At 71.5% G+C, this 19336-nt stretch carries 17 protein-coding genes; 8 read left to right on the top strand and 9 right to left on the bottom strand.

All coding sequences use genetic code 11. The annotated features are described in order from the left end of the window. Nucleotides 1-49: 49 nt before the first annotated feature. The 4 genes from AB0F91_RS23470 to AB0F91_RS23455 all read right to left on the bottom strand — a co-directional run bounded on the left by AB0F91_RS23470 (nt 50) and on the right by AB0F91_RS23455 (nt 5438). The gene (locus tag AB0F91_RS23470; protein ID WP_360600426.1) at nt 50-3409 is read right to left on the bottom strand and encodes a phosphodiester glycosidase family protein; all 3360 of its coding nucleotides are present in this window, start codon (nt 3407-3409) and stop codon (nt 50-52) included. A 111-nt stretch (nt 3410-3520) separates the two neighbouring features. Then, the gene (locus tag AB0F91_RS23465) at nt 3521-4237 is read right to left on the bottom strand and encodes a maleylpyruvate isomerase family mycothiol-dependent enzyme (protein WP_360600424.1); all 717 of its coding nucleotides are present in this window, start codon (nt 4235-4237) and stop codon (nt 3521-3523) included. 77 nt (nt 4238-4314) lie between these two features. Beyond that, entirely contained in the window at nt 4315-4725 is a 411-nt protein-coding gene (gene ndk, locus AB0F91_RS23460) for a nucleoside-diphosphate kinase (protein ID WP_220242889.1), read from the bottom strand. An 80-nt stretch (nt 4726-4805) separates the two neighbouring features. Then, the gene (locus AB0F91_RS23455; RefSeq protein ID WP_360600422.1) at nt 4806-5438 is read right to left on the bottom strand and encodes an alkaline phosphatase D family protein; all 633 of its coding nucleotides are present in this window, start codon (nt 5436-5438) and stop codon (nt 4806-4808) included. A gap of 10 nt (nt 5439-5448) precedes the next feature. On the opposite strand from AB0F91_RS23455, the gene AB0F91_RS23450 reads away from it, so the two are divergent. After that, the gene (locus AB0F91_RS23450) at nt 5449-5823 is read left to right on the top strand and encodes a hypothetical protein (protein ID WP_360600420.1); all 375 of its coding nucleotides are present in this window, start codon (nt 5449-5451) and stop codon (nt 5821-5823) included. Nucleotides 5824-6320: 497 nt separating this feature from the next. Here AB0F91_RS23450 and AB0F91_RS23445 read toward each other — a convergent pair whose 3' ends face one another. Next, entirely contained in the window at nt 6321-6728 is a 408-nt protein-coding gene (locus tag AB0F91_RS23445; RefSeq protein WP_360600418.1) for a DUF4233 domain-containing protein, read from the bottom strand. Further along, nucleotides 6725-8377, bottom strand: a complete 1653-nt coding sequence (locus AB0F91_RS23440) for a folylpolyglutamate synthase/dihydrofolate synthase family protein (RefSeq protein ID WP_360600656.1) — start codon at nt 8375-8377, stop codon at nt 6725-6727. The genes AB0F91_RS23445 and AB0F91_RS23440 overlap by 4 nt, the downstream gene beginning before the upstream one ends. A gap of 559 nt (nt 8378-8936) precedes the next feature. Between AB0F91_RS23440 and AB0F91_RS23435 the strand changes: the two genes are divergently transcribed. After that, complete coding sequence (locus AB0F91_RS23435) at nt 8937-9212, top strand: hypothetical protein (RefSeq protein WP_360600416.1); 276 nt, start codon at nt 8937-8939, stop codon at nt 9210-9212. A gap of 132 nt (nt 9213-9344) precedes the next feature. Next, nucleotides 9345-10229, top strand: a complete 885-nt coding sequence (locus AB0F91_RS23430) for an SGNH/GDSL hydrolase family protein (RefSeq protein WP_360600414.1) — start codon at nt 9345-9347, stop codon at nt 10227-10229. A 202-nt stretch (nt 10230-10431) separates the two neighbouring features. Here AB0F91_RS23430 and AB0F91_RS23425 read toward each other — a convergent pair whose 3' ends face one another. Both AB0F91_RS23425 and AB0F91_RS23420 read right to left on the bottom strand, forming a co-directional pair. After that, nucleotides 10432-11142, bottom strand: coding sequence for an alpha/beta hydrolase (locus tag AB0F91_RS23425; RefSeq protein ID WP_360600412.1), 711 nt, complete (start codon nt 11140-11142; stop codon nt 10432-10434). Nucleotides 11143-11251: 109 nt separating this feature from the next. After that, on the bottom strand, nt 11252-12037 hold the full coding sequence (locus tag AB0F91_RS23420) for an alpha/beta hydrolase (RefSeq protein ID WP_360600410.1): 786 nt from the start codon (nt 12035-12037) through the stop codon (nt 11252-11254). Between the two features lie 109 nt (nt 12038-12146). Between AB0F91_RS23420 and AB0F91_RS23415 the strand changes: the two genes are divergently transcribed. Together AB0F91_RS23415 and AB0F91_RS23410 are read left to right on the top strand one after the other, a co-directional pair. Then, nucleotides 12147-12614: a LysR family transcriptional regulator gene (locus AB0F91_RS23415; protein ID WP_360600409.1), complete on the top strand. Its 468-nt coding sequence runs from the start codon at nt 12147-12149 to the stop codon at nt 12612-12614. Continuing rightward, on the top strand, nt 12548-13030 hold the full coding sequence (locus AB0F91_RS23410) for a LysR family substrate-binding domain-containing protein (protein ID WP_360600654.1): 483 nt from the start codon (nt 12548-12550) through the stop codon (nt 13028-13030). The genes AB0F91_RS23415 and AB0F91_RS23410 overlap by 67 nt, the downstream gene beginning before the upstream one ends. 278 nt (nt 13031-13308) lie before the next feature. Here AB0F91_RS23410 and AB0F91_RS23405 read toward each other — a convergent pair whose 3' ends face one another. After that, the gene (locus tag AB0F91_RS23405) at nt 13309-15942 is read right to left on the bottom strand and encodes a valine--tRNA ligase (RefSeq protein ID WP_360600407.1); all 2634 of its coding nucleotides are present in this window, start codon (nt 15940-15942) and stop codon (nt 13309-13311) included. 60 nt (nt 15943-16002) lie between these two features. On the opposite strand from AB0F91_RS23405, the gene AB0F91_RS23400 reads away from it, so the two are divergent. The 3 genes from AB0F91_RS23400 (at nt 16003) to AB0F91_RS23390 (ending at nt 19186) form a co-directional block, all read left to right on the top strand. Then, nucleotides 16003-16335: a hypothetical protein gene (locus tag AB0F91_RS23400; protein ID WP_360600405.1), complete on the top strand. Its 333-nt coding sequence runs from the start codon at nt 16003-16005 to the stop codon at nt 16333-16335. A gap of 962 nt (nt 16336-17297) precedes the next feature. Beyond that, the gene (locus AB0F91_RS23395; protein WP_360600403.1) at nt 17298-17735 is read left to right on the top strand and encodes a MarR family transcriptional regulator; all 438 of its coding nucleotides are present in this window, start codon (nt 17298-17300) and stop codon (nt 17733-17735) included. Between the two features lie 116 nt (nt 17736-17851). After that, nucleotides 17852-19186: an MFS transporter gene (locus AB0F91_RS23390; protein WP_360600652.1), complete on the top strand. Its 1335-nt coding sequence runs from the start codon at nt 17852-17854 to the stop codon at nt 19184-19186. Nucleotides 19187-19336 lie beyond the last annotated feature (150 nt).

Genomic DNA, 19336 nt, shown 5'->3' with positions numbered 1-19336 from the left:
ACGACACTAGGCGCGGGCACCGACAATTTTCGACCGGTTTCCCGATCGGTCAGCGCACGGTGACCGTCAAGTCCCTCGAAACGCCGTTTACCGTCACGGAGATCCGCGCGGCACCCGGGTGCAATGCGGTCAGCACGCCGCTCGCCGGGTCGTACGACACCACGTCCCAAGGTGCCGGACGCCCCGCGCCGACGTGCGCGAACAAGCCGCTCCAGTCCGCGCTCACCGGGTACGCGACCGGCACGGCGCGCCCGGCCTGGGTGAGCGTCGCGGTCAGATGCGCCTTCGCTCCCCGCCGCAGCGAAGCAGGCCCGGTCAGCGTCAGCGCGTCGACGTTCGGCCGCGTCTCGAAGCGCAGGGGCTGGTCCCTCGCCGACGGGTCGACGCGGAGCAGCGTCCAGCCGACGAACCCGCCGGCGCCCGGCGCGGCCGCGGGTGTCTTGCCCGAGTTGCCGTTGACCAGGTACGGCACGCCGTCTGTGCGCGCCAGGCTGAACACGCCGGCGTGCGACGCGATCGCGGCCGCCTGCTTGCCCGAGGACTGCTCGAAATCCGTGAGCCACGTCTGCAGCAGGTCGGCTTCCTTGCGGTCGCCCAGCTGCGAGTTGCCCGTGGGGCTCGAGTCCTTCACCGGGTGGTGCATCGCGACGACAACACCGTGGATCGCCCGGTCGCGGGCGGCGCCGTCGAGCGCGTCGCGCAGCATCCGCACCTGGTCGAACCCGCCGGCGCGCAGCGAGCCGCGCGAGGAGTCCATGAGCACCAGCCGGATGCCGTGCACGTCCACGACCTGGTGCGGCACACCGAAGGCGGACTGGAAGTCGGCGAGCCCGTTGCCGCCCTCGGCCTCGTGGTTGCCGGGCACGTAGTACCACGGCACCTTGCCGTCGAGCTCTTCCGTGATCACCTTGCGCGCCAGCACGAAATCGGGTGCCGTGCCGCGGTCGACGAGGTCGCCGTTGATCAGCACCAGGTCCGGTTTCGCGGCCACGGCCTCCCGCATCGCGCGGCGCGCCTGCGCCACCAGCGGGCCGTCGGGCGCGTCGGCGGTGAACTGCGCGTCGCTGATCACCGCGATCCGCAGGCCGCCGGTGCCGAGCGTGCCGTCGGTGACCAGGGCGGGGTCGGGCACGGCCGGGTCGGCGGGCACGGACGTGGACGGCGCGACCTCGAAGGTGAGGTCGTCGAACACGAGGCGACCTTCGTACTGCTGGTCCGGCACGTTCTCCACGGCGTAGAAGCGGGTGAGGCGCTGGCCGTCCGGCAACCCGGCCGGCACGGCGGCGGTCACGTACTTCCAACCGGTCCAGTCGACACTGAGCGAGAGGTCCACAATGGACGCCACGTTGGCCCCGTCGCGCAGCTCCGCGCGCAGCCAGGCACCCTTGCCGTCGCCGTTGACCCACAGGCCGATCTGCTGCGTGCCGGCCGGCACGGGCAGCGGCGTCACGGCGGTCACGTACGCGGCGCGCGTGGCCGTGGTGCCGGCGAGGCGGTAGTCGAGCGCGAGGCCCTGCCCGCCGTCGCGCCCCTCGGCCGGCGACAACGCGGCCCCGACCACCGCCGGGTACACGCTCGCGTTCCAGCCGGCCGGACCGTCCAACGGAGACGCCACCTGCGACTCGGTACCCACGGACGCCGCGAGGTGCTCGGTCAGCCCGCCCGCCTGCACCGTGATCGCGGAGGCGCCCGAAGCAGCCTTCGCCGTGACCTCGAACCCGTCGGCAGCGGGCTTCACGTCCACCACGGCGGGGTCGTAGGCGAGCTCCACATCACGGGGTTCCACCCAGGTGCCGTAGCCGTCGGCGTCGTAGCCGAAGACCTGGAACATGCTGTGTGCGCCCGCGCCGGACAGTGCGACCTGATCGGTGCTCGTGCCCAGCCGCACCGGCGTGCCGAGCACCGACACGGCCGCCTTGCCCGACGCCTTGCCGTCGCGGGCGACCACGGAAATGTCTTCGCGCGCGTCCGGGTGTCTCCGGTCCGCGTGAGCCGTGAGCACGTTGTCCGTCACGGTGGCGCGGCCCGGGTCCGACGTGCTCCACCGCGGGTGCGCCGAGACGGCCGCGCCGGTCTCGTCGTGGCCGTCGGCGACGAGCACGCGCGACAGTCCGGAAAGGACGCGGGTGGCGTTCTTCGTGTTCTGCGCGGGCGCCGGTGCGAAGCCGGTCAGCCGCCCGCTGCCGGGCACGGTCTTGATGCCGATCCCGTTGGGCACCAGCCGTTCCCCGCCGTCGGACGGGGCGTTGCGCACGCTCGGTGCGGCTTCGCCCTCACCACGCGCGAGCAGCGTGGAGGAGCCGCCGCCGTCGAGGTTGATGGCATCGTCGGCACCCAGGGCTTTCAGCCGGCGGCCCAGCTCGGCCTCGGTCATGCCGCGGCTGTCGGCCTGCCGGCCGTCGACTGTCATGAGCCACAGGTGCTTGCCGTCGGCCGAAAGACCGACGCCGGTGCGCGGGGCGAGCGTGGTGTCGTCCACCGGCTGCAGCCGGCCGTCCTTCAGCAACGCCTCGCTTCCGCCGACGGCCACGGCGATCTTCCCGGCGTCCGAGCGCGGCGCGTACGAGACGCCGACGTGGTCGCCGATCTTCAGCGCGGAAAGCGTGTCCGCGCCCCCTTCCCGGCCCAGCAGCAGCGTGCTGCCCGCGGGGATCGGCCCGTCGGCCGGCTGCGTGCGGACCTGCGTGACCACGCCGTCGCGTACCTCGGCCTCGGCCACGCGGGCGGCCCCGGCCACCGAAGTGGCACGGGCGGAGGCGCCCCACAGCGGCGTGTAGACGCCGAGCGCGTCCTTGCCCAGCACGGGGCTGTTGAAGTTCGTGGCCGGCACGCTGCGGCCGTCCGGCAGCCGCACCGACGCTTCGAGGAAGATGTCGGCGAGCTTCGCGCGGCCATCGTCGGTGATCGCGGCGGTGGTGTTGTGCCCGGCGGCCGGCGCGGTCTGCAGCTGCCCCTCGGAGATGCCGACGCCCTCGGGCGCCCCGGTGGCGTTGATGTCGAAGAAGTCGCCGTTCACGCCCGCGACCGCGCCGGTGCGCGTCACCTGCTGCGAAAGCGGCGTGCGCGCGGAAACCGTGCCAGGGCTCAGGTACGTGGGCTCGAGGACTTTGCTGGTGAGGTCGACGCTGAGGGTGTCGCCGCGAATCCAGCCGGCCGGGTCGAACCGGTCGAACTGCGTGAGCCGCAACCCCGGCGCGATGGCCGAGGTGGCGCTGCTGGTCTCGAGACCGTCGTCGGCCGTCGCCGCGGCCGTGACCGGCGCTTCGCGGGCCGACGACGCCGCGGGCGCGCCTTCCACCGGCCGCGTGCCGAGCGGGGCGGTGAGCGGATCGCCGTACGCCGGCGCGGTGACGACAGTGGCGACCAGTGCGCAAAGGGCGCAGAGCAGCACGGAGCGTGACTTCTTCACCAGGTACCCCAGTATCGAGTGAGGGACTTCGCCCAGCAAAGTGGAGCAGCGCGGCCGGCGGAAGGATTCGGGGTGAACGCCGCCTGAATGGCTCAGAACGGGCGGTTCCGCTCAGGGGGTGAGCGGCGCTTTCAGGAAGGCGCGTGCCAGCTCCTCGTCGCCCGTGACGCGCGGCGTGACGTCGCCGCGCTTCCACAACAGCATCAGCAGCTCCTGCGCGCTCGCCTCGACGGTGGCGACGGCCTCGCCTTCGCCCACCGCGGGCGGCTCCCCCGGCACGACCGTCCACTCGTGCCCGGTGTCGGTGGCCCGCAGCGTGAGCGGCGCGGGCAGCGGCGGCACGTCGTGCCAGCGGGTGATGCGCGACAGCAGCGCGGTGAGCACCTCGTCGACGCCGTCGGCGGCCACGAGCGGGTCAAGGACCGGTGTGGTGCCCGCGCCGCTGTGGAGGTCGATCAGGTGCACGGCCGTCTCGTGCAGCTGACGGTGGAACCAGAAGGCCTTGGTCTTGGGTGTTCCGCCGAAGTGCCAGCACTTGTCGGCGGGGTTGGCTGCTTCGAGGCTGGCCAGCAGCACCGCGGCGCTCTCGGCGTACCACGCGGCCAGATCACCGGGCACCTCCGCGGCGGCGCGCTGCTGCGGCTCGCCGGTGCGCACGATCTCCGCCGACCAGCGGTGGATCTCGCCGAGGTGGGTCACGAGGTCGGCGCGCGTCCAGCCGGCGCAGTCCGGCACCGACGCGTTCGCCGCACCGGAGTTCGCAGCCTGCGCGAACTCGGTCGTGAGCGTGCGCAGGTGCGCCAGGCAGTCCTCGGCGGACAGGGTCATGACACCTCGAAGTGTTGGCGGAAAAGGGAAAAGCCGGGGCGGAGCCGCGCGGCTCTGCCCCGGCTCTCAAGCCCGGCTCACAGGTCCGGGAACCACAGCTTCAGCTCACGCTCGGCCGACTCCGGGGAGTCGGAGCCGTGCACCAGGTTGAACTGGGTCTCCAGCGCGAAGTCGCCGCGCAGGGTACCCGGCGTGGCCTTCTCGACCGGGTCGGTGCCGCCGGCCAGCTGACGGAACGCGGCAATGGCGCGCGGCCCCTCCACGGCGATCGCGACGAGCGGACCCGACGTGATGAACTCCAGCAGGTCGCCGAAGAACGAACGTTCCTTGTGCTCGGCGTAGTGCTCCTCGGCCAGCGAGCGCTCGACGGTGCGCAGCTCGAGGGCGGCCAGCTTCAGGCCCTTGCGCTCGATGCGCGAGACGACCTCGCCGACGAGGCCGCGCGCGACGCCATCGGGCTTGACGAGGACCAGCGTGCGTTCAGTCACGACGGTGTTTCTCCTTGTGCGGATTCGTGTTATCGGGCGCGAGCCTAGCCGACCCGCGCGTGCGGGGAGTTTCGGCGGGGTCAGCGGCCCTGCGGGTGCAGGGTCTTGGACCACCGGGACTTGCCCGTGGCGTCGCGCAGGTCTCCGCTGCCGCCGTCGACGTGCAGCTCGCCGAAGTGCTGAACCCTTGCGCGGACGAGGAGTTCTGCGTCGTCGGCGCGTGCACGAACACCGCTTTGGGGCCGCACGTCGGGTCGAGGGCGCACGGCTCGAACGCGCCCGCAGTGAGCGGGCCGGACCCTCCGGGAACGGGTCGAAGTCCTTGAAGGCCGCGCGGTCGGGCGAGTAGTGGCGCGCGGCGCAGTAGTGGACATCGGGCGGTCAGCCACACGACGTTGCGCACGCGCCGGCGCGCCACCTCGCGCAGCACCCAGGCCAGCTCCGCCTCGCGGCCGCCGGCGCGCGCCCGGCAGGTTGTCGGCGACGGCCTCGATGGCCGTGCCGTCCGGCACCACCAGGCCGACCGGCAGGTCCGCCTGAACGATCTTCCACGTCGCGGTGCGGCGGTCCAGCGCGTTGGCGAGCCAGCAGGCCTGCTTGTCGCCGAGGACGTAGCCGGGCTTGGTCTGGTCCGCGGTGTTGGCGTTGCAGTAGTTGCGCAAGTCGAGCCCGAACACCTCGACGCGGCTGCGGTAGCGGAAGCTGCGGAACACCCACCCGCCCGTGGACGGCCCGGTACGCCTGCGGGGCCAGCACGTCGAGGCGCTTCTCGGTGTATTCGGGACGGTCGTTGAGGATTTCCCCGAGGTACCAGTTGTTGAGGACCTCGTGGTCGTCCCATTAGACGTAGATGGGACCTGCGCGGCAAAGCCCAAGGAAGCTCTTGTCGACGCGGTTGTAGGAGCGCCGGCCCCGGAACTCGTCGATGGTCTCGGTGATCTTCGCCTTCTCCGGCGAGACGATGTTGTGCCAGGTGCCGCCGTCGCCGGGCGGCGTGACGGTGTCGGTGAGCGGGCCGTCGGCGTGAACCGTGTCGCCGCTGTGCAGGCCATGGTGGATGAGATGGTCATGCCGCCGAACGCGGGGTTGATGCCGTAGTTCTGGCGTGGCCGTCGAGGGCCACGGTTGTGCCGCGGTATGTGGTACTCGGTCCCGGCGGCAGGCGGGCGACGCGCACCTTTGCCGGTGCCGCCGGTGTCGGGTGGTGATGTCCCTGGTGACTCTGCGGGCGTGGCGGAAGGACTCGTCGCGCACGATCTCGGCGACCAACCGCGCCGGCCGGTCGGTCCGCGACCAGAGGATGCCGGACCCGGGGCCACATCACGCGGCCGAAATGCCCTCGGGCAGGAGCAACGCCCCGCCCACGACGGCCGACGCGGCGGAACCAGCCTCGAACAGCGTGCGGCGGGAGTGGGTCGATTCGGTCATGCCGGACGTTCGAACCCGCCGCGGCGGCTGGTCGGACAGCTCTCGGCGACGTGGCGGTGAACTGGGTCGACGCTGCCGACGCGGTCAGCACGGCTCGGCACGGGATACGCGCGGCGCGCTGCCGGTCGTGTGGAACGACGCAGAGTAGCTGCCGAGGTGCAGCTGTCTCAGCGCTGTTGCTGCGAAGACTGCTGCTGCTGACTCGGCAACGTCCCCGCCGCCATCCTCCGCGCCACCTCGCGGCGCAGGTACAGGAACCACACGAACGCGGCCAGGAACAGCACCCCGATGATCGCGATCGCCGGCAACACGAACACCATCGCGATCAGCGCGACTTGCAGCACCAGCACCACCGGCACCGCCCAGACGTGCTTGAGCAGGCCGCACAGCACGAGTAGCGCGACGGCGATGCCGATGACCGTCCAGCCCGTCGCCGACGTGATGCCGCCGCCGAGCTTGTTGACGACCGGCAGGGCGAGGGCGACCGTGATGGCTTCCATGATCAGCGTGCCCGAGAGGACGCCGCGGAAGCCCTTCATGGGGTCTTTGGGAGGAGGTGGAGGCGTCTGGCTCATACCGGTTCCTTCCCGAACAGGGTGCGGGCCTCGCCCGCGGTGACCACGGAGCCGGTGACCAGCACACCGCCGCCGGCGAGGGGTTCCTCCGGGTCGTCGGACTGCTCGACGAGGCCGATGGCCGTCTCGACGGCCGTCTCCAGGTCGGGCTCGGCGAGCACGCGGTCCTCGCCGAAGATGGAGATGGCCAGCTCGTTGAGGTCTGCCAGCTCCATCGACCGCGGGGCCGAGTTGCGCGTGACCACGATGTCCGACACGACGGGCTCGAGCGCGTCGAGGATGCCGCGCGCGTCCTTGTCTGCCATCACCGCGACGACCGCGACCAGGCGGCGGAAGGCGAACTCGTCGGTGACGGTGGCGGCGAGCGCCTGGGCGCCCATGGGGTTGTGCGCCGCGTCGAGCAGCACGGTCGGGGCGGCGCGAACGCGCTCCAGCCGGCCCGGGTTCTCGACCTCGGCGAACGCCTCGCGCACGGCTTCGAGCACCAGCTGGCGCTCCTTGCCCGCGCCGAAGAATGCCTCGACGGACGCGAGCGCGAGCGCCGCGTTGGCCGCCTGGTGGGCGCCGTGCAGGGGCAGGAAGATCTCGTCGTACACGCCGCCGAGGCCCTGCAGCTTCAGCAGCTGCCCGCCCACGGCGATCTCGCGCTCCAGCACGCCGAACTCGCTGCCGGCGCGCGCCACCGCGGCGTCGACGTCGACCGCGCGCTTGAGCAGCACGTTGAGCACATCGGGGTCCTGCTCGGCGATCACGGCGACGGAGCCGGGCTTGATGATCCCGGCCTTCTCGCGCGCCGCGTCGACGGCCGTCGGGCCGAGGTACTCGGTGTGGTCGAGGCCGATGGGGGTGATCACGGCGACGTCGGCGTCGGCGACGTTCGTGGCGTCCCACGCCCCGCCCATGCCCGCCTCGATCACGGCGGCCTCCACCGGCGCGTCGGAGAACGCCGCGAACGCCATGCCGGTGAGCACCTCGAACTTGCTCATCGCCACGCCGTCCTCGCTCGCGGCGTCGACCATGTTCACGTACGGCGCGACGTCGCGGAACAGATCCACGTAGCGCGCCGCCGAGATCGGGTGCCCGTCGAGCGCGATGCGTTCCGTGACGAGCTGCAGGTGCGGGCTCGTGTACCGCCCGACGCGCAGCCCCATGCGGGTGAGCAGCGCGTCGATCATGCGGCTGACCGAGCCCTTGCCGTTCGTGCCGGCGATGTGCAGCACGGGGTAGCCGCGGTTCGGCTCGCCCAGCAACGTGACCAGTGCCTGGATCCGCGCGAGGCTCGGCTCGATCTTCGTCTCGGGCCAGCGCTGGTTCAGCTCGGCCTCGACGGCCATGAGCTCCCGGCGAGCCTGGGCTCCGTTGGGGTCTTGGACGGGCTCGTCGACACCCTGGTCGTCGAGCTCGTGCAGCTCCGCGTCTTCGGCTCCGAGCAGGTCCGGCACCGGCCCGGTCGCCAGGTTGTCCCCCAGCTGCCCGATCCCGCCGATACCCCCGCGCGCGCCACCGCCGACGGTGTACGCGGCGTCCGGCGCGTCCAGGTCTGGGTCGGCGTCGTCCGACTCGTCGTGCGCACGCGACCCCAGCTCGTCGACCCCGGCGAAACTGTCGGGGTCCGCGAGATCGGGCCGCCGCTGACCGGCCTCGTCGATCTCCTCGAACGGCCCCTGGCCGTCCGCCTCACCACGCGGCACGCACACGCTCCCTCGACAACGGGCTTCACCTGACCAGACGAGTCTACGTGCGGCGCGTTGCGGGGTGTCGGGCCCGTGTCGGTAGCGGTGACCTGCGGGTTCGGCCGTCGGTGGGGTCAGCTCGCGACGGGCCGGCCGGCGGCTGCGACCCATTTGCAGTTGAGCGAGCGCGCGTACTCGTCGAACGGCAGCAACTCCACGGCAGCGAGTGTGCCGGCAGTGATTCGCCGCCGCCTCCAGGTGCGAGAAGGCCAACGCCGGCCCCGGCGTCTCGCCGCCAAAGTCCTACCTGGAGAACGCTGCCGACGAGGCCCGTAACTCGGCGGCGGACCTGGCGGAGTTCTCGCGCCCGCACCTGGACGTCCAGATTCCCTACGACCCTTGGAGCTCCAAACGGCTCGTGGCCCACGGCGGCAAATCCCGCGAGCCGCTGGCGGATCGGGTGAATCGTCTATTTGGTAGGCCCAAGGAACCCTTCGCTGCACTCTTTGACGGGGCGTGATGGCGAGCCTCGTGGATGATCAGGCGATCGCCGGCATGCTGTGGCGTCGCCTCGGCGGACTACGCCGTCGAGCTCGCCTCCGCGGCGGTCAACGTGGCCGCGCTGATCGTCGTCGCGGCGGGAGAATGGCTCAACGGCGGCCCGGACCCGACGCCGAACGCACCCGTGGACCTGACGTTCCCGACGATGAACCAGCTCAGGCATGAGGCCCGGCAACACCTCCCCGGCAGCACGATCCGGCGGCGCCCGTTCTGGCGCCACCTCCTGACCCAACGGAAACCGTTGGCCTGACCCGACGCCGTGTCACACCACCGGCGGGTGAATCCCCGGAGCGTCCACCCGAACGGCGGCAGGCAACCCGCGAAGAGCTGGCTAGACGTGAGAAGAGTCCGAGAGTTCGGTTCGGAGAAACGGGGCCCGCCCATGCGTACCACCCGGCTCGTGTTCGCCGCGCTGGCGACCGCAACAGCCGTCACGACAGTCACCGCCACCGCGGACGCCGCGCCGCGGCAGGAGCACTTCCGGAATTACGTCGCGCTGGGCGACTCGTACACCGCGGGGCCGTTGATTCCCACGCAGCGACTGGATCCGCTGGGCTGTGCGAGAAGTTCGTCGAACTACCCGTCGATCCTCGCGTCGGCGCTGCGCGTGGGCAGCTACACGGACGTCAGCTGCTCGGGCGCGGACACGTCGAACATGACGGCCGCCCAGAGCGTGCCGCTGGGCGTGAACGCGCCGCAGTTTTCCGCGCTGCGCCTGGACACCGACCTCGTGACGCTCGGCATCGGCGGCAACGACTCCGGCGTCTTCGGCACGCTTGTCGGCACCTGCCCGGCGCTGCGTCCGACCGACCCGAACGGCAACCCGTGCGAGCGCCACTTCACGGCCGGCGGCGTGGATTCCATCAAGGCCGCGTTGAAGAACACGCAACAGAACGTCCAGACGGTGCTGGCCGGCATCCACGCGCGTTCGCCGCAGGCGCGGGTGCTCGCCATCGGGTACCCGCGCATCGCGCCCGCTTCGGGCTACTGCCCGAGCGTGCTGCCCTTCGCCGACGGCGACTACGCCTGGCTGTCCAGCGTGGAGGAAGCCCTCAACACCGCGATCGAGAACGCCGTCGAGGCCGACGGCAACGCATCCTATGTGGACACGTTCACGCCGTCGGCCGGCCACGACGGCTGCGCGCCCGACGGCGCGGCGTGGATCAACGGCCAGGACACCCTGCTCTTCGCCGCCGCCGCCTACCACCCGCTGCCCGAAGGCATGGCGGGCCTCGCCGGGATCATCCACCGGCAGCTCGCCGGCTGACCCCCTGACCGCGAACGAACGGGGGGCGCGGTCACCCGCCGCCCCCGTCGCTCGTGGACGCCCCTCCCTCGGCACCGACGAGTCTCGCAGCCGTCACGCCGGAATCTCAGCTCAGGTTGTTCACTTGCCGAATGACAGCAACTGATATGAAAACCAGCAGGTGAGACCGGCCAGACAGGACCGGGCCGGCACCCACCCCCAGTCAAGTGCCGGCCCGGCCCGCCTGGCCCCGGACCTCCTCGACTTGAAGCACGAAGTCCAGGAGCACCTTCGCGAACTCCCCCGGCAGCTCACCCGGCGCACCGTGCCCGGCCGGCAGCTCGACGTGGTTCGCGTGCGGGATCGCCGCCAGCAGTTCCTGTTGCTGTGCCGCCTCGATCAACCGGTCGTACACGCTGGAGAGCACCAGCGTCGGTGCCGTGATCGGACCCAGCACCGGCCGGAGGTCCACGCCGCGGTCGGCCTCGATCTGTCGCGCCGTCCTGGGCCGGATCACCAGCTGCGCCAGCAGTTCCTCGTTGGCCTCCGGGGTGGTCGTGGCCCAGTAGCCGGGTCCGAAGGCCATCAGCGGCAGCATCCGCGCGAACACGTCGGCGCCGTGATGGAGCAGCTCGAGCCAGTAGCGAAACTCGGCGTCCTGTCGTGTGCCGGTCTTCGGCCAGGCGGCGTGGAGCACGGCGGAACGCACGCGCGCCGGGTGCGCGCCCGCCACGTGCGCCGCCACCACAGCGCCGAGCGAATGGCCGGCGACGTGGAACGTGGTGAGGCCGGCGTCGTCCGCCGCGGCCAGTGCTTCGGCCGCGAGATCGGCGACGGACACCGGGCCACCGTGGTCGACAGTGCCGCCGGACCCGGAGAAATCGGGCGCGACGACCGTGAACGACTTCCCGTGAGGTCGGCCACCGGCGCCCACTGTTCGTGCGACGCCGCGGTGCCGTGCAGCAGCAGGAGCCCGGGACCGGAGCCGGCCACGGCGTAGTGGACCTCGGCAGTTTCGCCGGCCAGGGTCACGGGAACCACGGTCACGCCGCCACGCGCAGGTCCGCGAGCACGTTGCGCAGCACGGCCGTGAACGCGACGGGGTCCTCCTGGTGCGGCAAGTGCCCGCAGCCGGCGACCACGTGCAGGCTCGCGCCGGGCGTGAGTGCGGCGCAGGTGCGCGCCACTTCCACCGGGACCTGGACGTCGAGCTCGCCGTGGACGTACGCGATCGGCACGCTCAGCCCCGGCAGCCGCGGGCGCGGGTCCCACGTCGCCGACTCGCCGATGAGCGGGTCGATGTAGCCGGCGGAGTCGACGATCTGGCGGATCGTCCAGTCGACCAGCGCCGCGCTCGCGGCGCGCGCGTACCAATTCGGCACCCAGCTCGCGACGAGGCCGGGCCGGTCGGCCAGCAGCGCCGCGCCGACCTCGCGGACCTTGTCGCGCATGCCCTCCGACGGCCAGTAGCCCGGGCCGTCCACCGCGACGACGCCGCCGACGAGGTCCGGCCGAGCCAGCGCGAGCTCGGTGCCGAACACCGCGCCCATCGACGAACCCACCACGGCGGGTTTGTCCAGCCCGAGCCCGGTGATCACCTCGACGAGGTCAGCCACGTTGCCGGCGATCGTGTTGCCGGCCGCCGGGCGGTCGGAGCGCCCGCACCCGCGCCAGTCGAGTGTGACCACGCGGTGGTCGCGGATCAGGTCGGGCAGCTGGGCCTGCCAGACGCGGCCGCTCGTGCCCCAGCCGTGCAGCAGAAGTACGCCCGGGCCGTCGCCCTCGTCCTCGTAGTACAGCCGCGTGCCCCGGACCTCGACGAATGCCATCGGATCTTCCTCTCTTCCGTTCGCCTTCGAGCCAACCGCGACGACGTGCGAAGACCAACGACCAAACCGCTCGTAGACTCATCACGAACGCTGATGAATGGGGCCGGGGATGGAGCTGCGTCAGCTGAGGTACTTCGTGGTCGTCGCCGAGGAGCTGCACTTCGGGCGCGCGGCCGAGCGCCTGCACATCGTGCAGCCGGCTGTGAGCCAGCAGGTGCGCCGGCTGGAGCGCTCACTCGGCACGGAGCTGTTCGCACGGACCACTCGCACCGTGTCGTTGACCGAAGCGGGCAAGCGGTTCCTGCCGCACGCGCGCGCCGTGCTCGCCGCCGCCGAACGCGCGGCCGACGCCGTGGCCGACTTCCGCGCCGAACGCGCCCGGCTCGTGCGGCTGGGCACCAGCGACGGCCTCGGCGACCGGCTCGACGGCTTCCTCGCCGCGTTCACCCGCCTCGCCCCGGACGCCCAGCTGGAACTCGTGCACGCCCCACCACCGCCCGCCTCCGGCAGATCCGCGACGGCGCCCTCGACGCCGCCTTCCTCCGCGGCGACTGGCCCGCCGACGGGCTCGACATGACTCCTCTGTGGACGGACGAGGTGCTCGTGGCGCTCCCCGCCACCCACCCGCTGGCTGCGCGAGACGTCGTCGACTTCGCCGACCTCGCACCGTTGCCGCTGCGCTTGAGCTCCCCCGAGCGCAACCGCCCGCTGCACGACCTGGTGCTGGCGTGCTGCCGCGAGGCCGGCTTCGAACCGGTGCTGGGCAAGGAGTTCACCAACGCGCAGGACACCCTCGGCACGCTCGGCCTGAGCCGTCCCCAGTGGACGGTCTTCTACCGCGCCCACGCCAACCTGCTGCCCGTGCCGGGCGTGACCTTCCGCCCGCTGCGCAACCCGGCTCCGGTGATGCCCACCTACCTCGCCACCTCCGCCGAGCGCCGGCTGCGGCCGGAAGTCCTGGCGCTGATCGAGGCGGGGCGAGGGCTCGGCTGAACTCGGGGCGCTTCGCCACCTGGCTTTCGATGCGAAGCTGCCCGGCCCGGTACCGCGTCGAACTTCCACGGACTCCTTGCCGGCCGCCGAACCTCACCCAACACCACCGAAACAGGACACCCACCCACCTGAGCTCGCCGCGCGGCCCGTCGCCACCTCCGCCGAGCGCCGGCTGCGGCCGGAAGTCCTGGCGCTGACCGAGGCGAGCCGAGAGCTTGGCTGAAACGAAAAGTGGCGCCCGGCGCGAGAAGCACCGGACGCCACCGTCAAGCCATGCCTCACGAAGCCGGCAACGCCGCCAACCGAGACTCGATGCGCTCGATGTCCGCCGCGGCCGTGGCCCGGCGGGTCTTGATCTTCTCGATGACCTGCTCGGGCGCCTTGGCGATGAAGGACTCGTTGCCCAGCTTGGCCTCGGTCTGCGCGAGCTCCTTCTGCGCCACGCCCAGGTCCTTCTGCAGGCGCTTGCGCTCCGCGGCGACGTCGATGGTGCCGGACAGGTCGAGCTCCACCACGGCCACGCCGCCGGCGAGGGCGACCTCCAGGGAGGCGCTCGCGGCGAAGTCCGGCTCGGCCGGCGTCAGGCGTACCAGCGAACGGATCGCGTCGTCGTGACCCGAGACCACGTCGAAGCCCGCGCCGGAGAGGCGGGCGGCGACCTTCTGGCCCGGCTTGAGGCCCTGGTCGGCGCGGAAGCGGCGGATCTCGGTGACGAGCTTCTGCACGTCGGCGATCCGGGCGTCCGCCACGGTGTCGGCGTAGCCCGCCGGCGCGGTGGGCCAGGAGGCGATCACCAGCGACTCACCGCCGGTCAGCGCGGTCCACAGCTTCTCCGTGATGAACGGGATGAACGGGTGCAGCAGGCGCAGCACCGTGTCCAGCACGTGCCCGAGCACCGAGCGCGTCGCCGCCACCCGCGTGGAATCCCCTTGGTACAGCTGGACCTTCGCGAGTTCCAGGTACCAGTCGCACAGCTCGTTCCACGTGAACTGGTACAGCGCACCCGCGACCTTGGCGAACTGGAAGTCCTCGAACAGTCCGTCCACTTCGGACACCAGCGAGCCGAGGCGGCCGAGGATCCAGCGGTCGGCCTCGGTCAGTTCGGACGCGGCGGGCAGCGGGGCCGCGACCGAAGCCCCGTTCATCATCGCGAACTTGCTGGCGTTCCAAAGCTTCGTGCAGAAGTTGCGCGACCCCGCGGCCCACTCGTCGGCCAGCGCCATGTCCGCGCCGGGGTTCGCTCCGCGCGCGAGGGTGAAGCGGGTGGCATCGGCGCCGTAGGCGTCCATCCACTCGAGCGGGTCGATGACGTTGCCGCGTGACTTCGACATCTTCTTGCCGTTGGCGTCGCGGATGAGCCCGTGCAGGTACACGTGGTCGAACGGCTGCACGCCGTCCATTTCCTGCACCCCGAACATCATCATGCGCACGACCCAGAAGAACAGGATGTCGTAACCGGTCGACAGCACGCTGGTCGGATAGAACTTCGCCAGATCCGCCGTCGCGGACGGCCAGCCCATGGTCGACATCGGCCACAGGCCCGACGAGAACCACGTGTCCAGCACGTCCGGGTCCTGCGTCCAGCCCTCACCCGACGGCGGCTGCTCGTCCGGGCCCACGCACACGACCTGGTCGTCGGGGCCGTACCAGACCGGGATCCGGTGCCCCCACCACAGCTGGCGCGAGATCGTCCAGTCGTGCATGTTGTCGACCCAGTCGAAGTACCGCTTCTCCAGCTCCGCCGGGTGGATCTTCGTGCGGCCGTCGCGCACCGCGTCACCGGCGGCGCGCGCCAGCTCCTCGACCTTCACCCACCACTGCAGCGAAAGCCGCGGCTCCACCACGGTGTCGCAGCGCGAGCAGTGGCCGACGGCGTGCACGTACGGCCGCTTCTCCGCCACGATCCGGCCCTGCTCCCGCAGCGCCGCCACGATCGCGGGCCGCGCCTCGAACCGGTCGAGCCCCTCGAACGGGCCCGGCGCGGTGATCTCGGCGCGCTCGTTCATGATCGTGAGCATCGGCAGGTCGTGCCGGCGGCCGATCTCGAAGTCGTTCGGGTCGTGCGCGGGGGTCACCTTCACGGCACCGGTCCCGAACTCCGGGTCCACGTGCTTGTCGGCGACGATCGGGATCTTGCGCCCGGTCAGCGGCAGCTCGACCTCGGTGCCCACCAGGTGCGCGTAGCGCTCGTCGTCGGGGTGCACGGCCACGGCGGTGTCGCCCAGCATCGTCTCGGCGCGGGTCGTGGCCACCACGATGGCGTTGTCGCCTTCGCCGTAGCGGATCGACACGAGCTCGCCGTCGTCGTCGCTGTGGTCCACCTCGATGTCCGACAGGGCCGTCTGGCACCGCGGGCACCAGTTGATGATGCGCTCGGCGCGGTAGATGAGCCCGGCGTCGAAGAAGTTCTTGAACACCGTCTGCACGGCCCGCGACAGGTTCTCGTCCATGGTGAAGCGCTCGCGCGACCAGTCGACCCCGTCGCCGAGGCGCTTCATCTGGCCGAGGATCTTGCCGCCGTACTCGGCCTTCCACTCCCAGACGCGCTCCACGAACTTCTCGCGGCCCAGGTCGTGGCGCGAAAGGCCCTCGCCGGCGAGCTGGCGCTCGACCACGTTCTGCGTCGCGATGCCCGCGTGGTCCATGCCCGGCAGCCACAGGACCTCGTAGCCCTGCATGCGACGGCGGCGGCTCATCGCGTCCATCAGGGTGTGGTTGAGCGCGTGGCCCATGTGCAGGCTGCCGGTGACGTTCGGCGGCGGCAGTACGATCGAGAACGGCGGCTTCTCCGACGAAGCGTCGGCCGTGAAGTACCCGGCCGCTACCCAGCGGTCGTACATGGGTGCTTCTTCGGCGGCCGGGTCCCAGGCACCCGGAAGGTCGGTTTTCTGCTGCGGAGCGTTCTCGGTCACAATGGAGAAGTCTACGAACCCGCCGCGGCGGGTTTTATCAGGGGGAAAGGCGGTGCACGGATGACACGACCGGAAGATCCGGACGACCGGATCGAGACGCACCCGGACCTCGTCGATCCGAACTGGCGCAAGCACGCCGAACTCGACGCTTGGCTGGGTGCCAAGAAGGAGATGAAGAAGCGCCGCAAGCGCGAACGCCGCTCCGGCGTCACCGCGGGTTACGGCTACGCCTCCGCCCCGAGCCGCTGGCCCGGCGTGCTGGCCCTCACGATCCTCGTGCTGCTCATCGCCGGCGCGATCGTGGTGCACCAGCTCCAGGACCACGGCGTCAACGAGTTCTGGTTCGCGGCAAGCCTCGGTACCTCCGCGCTCACGGGTACACCACCGGCCTGACCGGGCGGACCCCGAAGTCGCACTGCCCCCGCGCGAGGGCTGCACCAGCGGTGAACGGTCGCCGGTGTGGCCCGGACCGGCCGGCGCTCAGCCGCAGCCCAGATGTCTTCGACGCACCGGTTGGCCGCGCGAAGACCGGCGAGCCAGGCCTGCGCATCGGCCTCACCGGCGCCCGTCTTCTCGGCGAACAGGATGGTGAAGGCCGCTCGGACGCCGGGCGCCATCGTGGCCGCGTTGCCGCGCACGAACACCGCCGCGCCCTCCTGCGGCAACCACCGCCACACCTCGTCGCCCGCTGCCGCGATCTCGTGCCGCACGTACTTGCGTCCGTCGACCGGGGCGCGGGAAAGCACGACGTGCAGCTTGGCGGCAGTACAGGAAGTCCTGCTCCGCGTTGCGGCAGCCGAAGACCAGCAGCGACTCGGCGACCGGCACGCCCTGCGCGCGCATCGCCGCCCGCTCCGCAGGAACCCGCGAACCAGTGCGGGCCCGGTCCCGGCCCCGACCATGATCATCGGGGTGTGCGGGTATGTCCGGCGGTCGGAATTCGATGATCGGGCGCCGCACGAAGACGAACAGCGTGCTGCCGTCGGGCGGCCCGCCAGGTAGTGGGAGCAGACACCCGAGAACATGGTGTCGCCTCCACCGCGCAGCACACCCGTGGTGATGCTGGCGACCTTCGCGTCAGTCAGCGGCGAGGACGAGATCCAATAGTAGTGCGGCCGCAACAGGGGCAGCAGGTCGAGGTAGCCGCCGAACGGCACCGCGCAGCCCGGGGCAACTCCTCCGGCAGGTCCAGCAGCGACCGGCGGGGCGTGAAGACCCACTCCTGGTAGCGGGCTCGGGACGCCTCGTCGGGTCCGCGCCCGGCCGAGGACCGCGGAGACCTCCGTCACCGGGTGTGGCCAAGGTCGCCCCCTCGTGGGATGCACAGGCCAGACTACACAGCTTAGGCTGTGGATATGGCCACCGTACCCGCCCCCGTCGCCGAATCCGCCGGCTGGCTGCGCGGCGTCGTCGCGCAGCTGCACCGCCGGCTGCGGCAGGTCGACAACGCCGACAGCCTCACGCCGTCGCAGTCGGCGGCGCTCAACCGCCTCTACCGCGAGGGTCCCGCGACGCAGGGTGAGCTCGCCGCCGCCGAGCACGTGCGGCAGCAGTCGATGGCCACCACGCTCTCGGCGCTCGACGCGCTCGGCTACCTCGCCCGCTCGCGCGACCCCGCCGACGGCCGCCGCACCGTGCTGTCGGTGTCCGAGCTCGGCGCGAAGACCGTGCAGGGGATCCGCCAGCACCGCGACGAGTGGCTCGCCCACGCCCTGGCCGCCGAGCTGACCGCCGAAGAGCTGGAGACGGTGCGCCAGGCGCTGCCTTTGCTACAACGCGTCGCCGAGCACTGATCATCCGAAACCCAGGACATCCCCCGACAAGCCTCAGGAACGAAGGAGCCGTGACGACCACCGCAACGCCCCGAAAGGCACCGGCGAGCTTCGGTGCCAAACTCGTCACCCCATTGGTGGCGAGCGCGGTGCTGAACCCCATCAACTCCACCCTCATCGCCGTGGCGCTCGTGCCGATCGGGCAGAGCTTCGGCGCCGGGCCCGGCAAGACGGCCTGGCTGATCTCCGCTCTCTACCTCGCCACCGCCGTCGGCCAGCCCGTGGTCGGCCTGCTCGTGGACCGCTACGGCGCCCGGCGGGTGCTGCTCGGCGGCGCGTCCGTGGTGATCGTCGCCGGGGTCGCCGGCATGATCCCGATCTCCGTCGAGTGGCTCACCGGCGTGCGCGCGGTGCTCGGCATCGGTACCTGTGCCGGCTTCCCCGCCGCGATGGCCGTGCTGCGCAAGCGCGCGGACGCGCTGGGCCAGGGCGTGCCCGCGCGTGTGCTGTCGCTGCTCTCGCTGTCTTCCCAGACGATCATGGTCATCGGCCCGACGCTCGGCGGCGTGCTGATCACGTTCTTCGGCTGGCCGGCCATCTTCGCCGTGAACATCCCGCTCGCGGGTGCGTCGCTGCTGCTGGCGATCTTCTGGGTCCCGAAGGACGCGCCGGTGCGCGAAGAAGCCACGAAACCGAAGCCGATCGACGTGCTCGGCATCGCGTTGTTCTCGCTCTCCCTGCTGGTCCTGCTCTGCTACCTGATGGCGCCGGGCATCGGCGACCTGTGGCTGCTCGCGGCGGCCGTCGCGGTCGGCGCGGCGTTCGTATGGGCGGAGCTGCACACCCGGGTGCCGTTCATCGATCTGCGGATGCTCGCCGCCAACACGCCGATCCTGCGCACCTACCTGCGCCAGGCCCTGAGCTTCATGGCGATCTACGCGATCATGTTCGGCTACGTGCAGTGGCTCGAAGAGGGCCGCGGCTTCGGCGACGAGATCGCCGGGGCGCTGCTGCTGCCGATGTCGGTCGTGGCCGTGTGCGCGGCGGCGTTCTCGGGCCGGCCGACCGGTGTGCGGGCGCGGCTCGTGGTGGTCGCCGTGGCGCTGCTGGCCGGTTCGGTCGCGCTGCTGTTCGTCGGCGACACGACGTGGCTGGTTGGGCTGCTGGCCCTGGTCGCGGTGTTCGGCCTGGCCCAGGGGCTCACGAGCGTCGCGAACCAGACCACGCTCTACCGCGAGTCGCCCGCCGAGACCATGGGCACCGCCAGCGGCCTGTTCCGCACGGCCCAGTACCTCGGCGCGATCGTGGCCTCCACCGTGATCGCCCAGTGCTACGGCGTGCACGCCGACTCGGCGGGGCTGCACCGGCTGGGCATGGTGCTCGTGGTGATCAGCGCGTTGCTGCTGGTCGTGACCGTCGCCGACCGGGGGCTGAGGCTCGCCGAACGCCGCGAACGGGCACAGCGCGCCTGACCTCGCCGCGGCCCTTGATCGTCGGCGCTCTCCGTGACCGGCGTCACCCCGGCGGGCGATCTTTTCGGCCGCCGGGGGAGGTGCCCAGGTCAAGCAGCATCTTTCAAGTGTGAAAAACCAGACCCCGTGTCGGGGAATCCATGATCGAAG

It is taken from the genome of Amycolatopsis sp. NPDC023774, assembly GCF_040639695.1.
Lineage (GTDB): Bacteria > Actinomycetota > Actinomycetes > Mycobacteriales > Pseudonocardiaceae > Amycolatopsis.
Note: the sequence above shows the minus strand (reverse complement) of the source record. Positions and strands in the feature narration are given on the sequence as shown.

Coding starts and splice junctions, on each gene's coding strand:
- AB0F91_RS23465 (WP_360600424.1), bottom strand. CDS start 4,237: ATGACCCTGTCCGCCGAGGACTGCCTGGCGCACCTGCGCACGCTCACG.
- AB0F91_RS23445 (WP_360600418.1), bottom strand. CDS start 6,728: ATGAGCCAGACGCCTCCACCTCCTCCCAAAGACCCCATGAAGGGCTTC.
- AB0F91_RS23435 (WP_360600416.1), top strand. CDS start 8,937: ATGATCAGGCGATCGCCGGCATGCTGTGGCGTCGCCTCGGCGGACTAC.
- AB0F91_RS23430 (WP_360600414.1), top strand. CDS start 9,345: ATGCGTACCACCCGGCTCGTGTTCGCCGCGCTGGCGACCGCAACAGCC.
- AB0F91_RS23420 (WP_360600410.1), bottom strand. CDS start 12,037: ATGGCATTCGTCGAGGTCCGGGGCACGCGGCTGTACTACGAGGACGAG.
- AB0F91_RS23415 (WP_360600409.1), top strand. CDS start 12,147: ATGGAGCTGCGTCAGCTGAGGTACTTCGTGGTCGTCGCCGAGGAGCTG.
- AB0F91_RS23400 (WP_360600405.1), top strand. CDS start 16,003: ATGACACGACCGGAAGATCCGGACGACCGGATCGAGACGCACCCGGAC.
- AB0F91_RS23395 (WP_360600403.1), top strand. CDS start 17,298: ATGGCCACCGTACCCGCCCCCGTCGCCGAATCCGCCGGCTGGCTGCGC.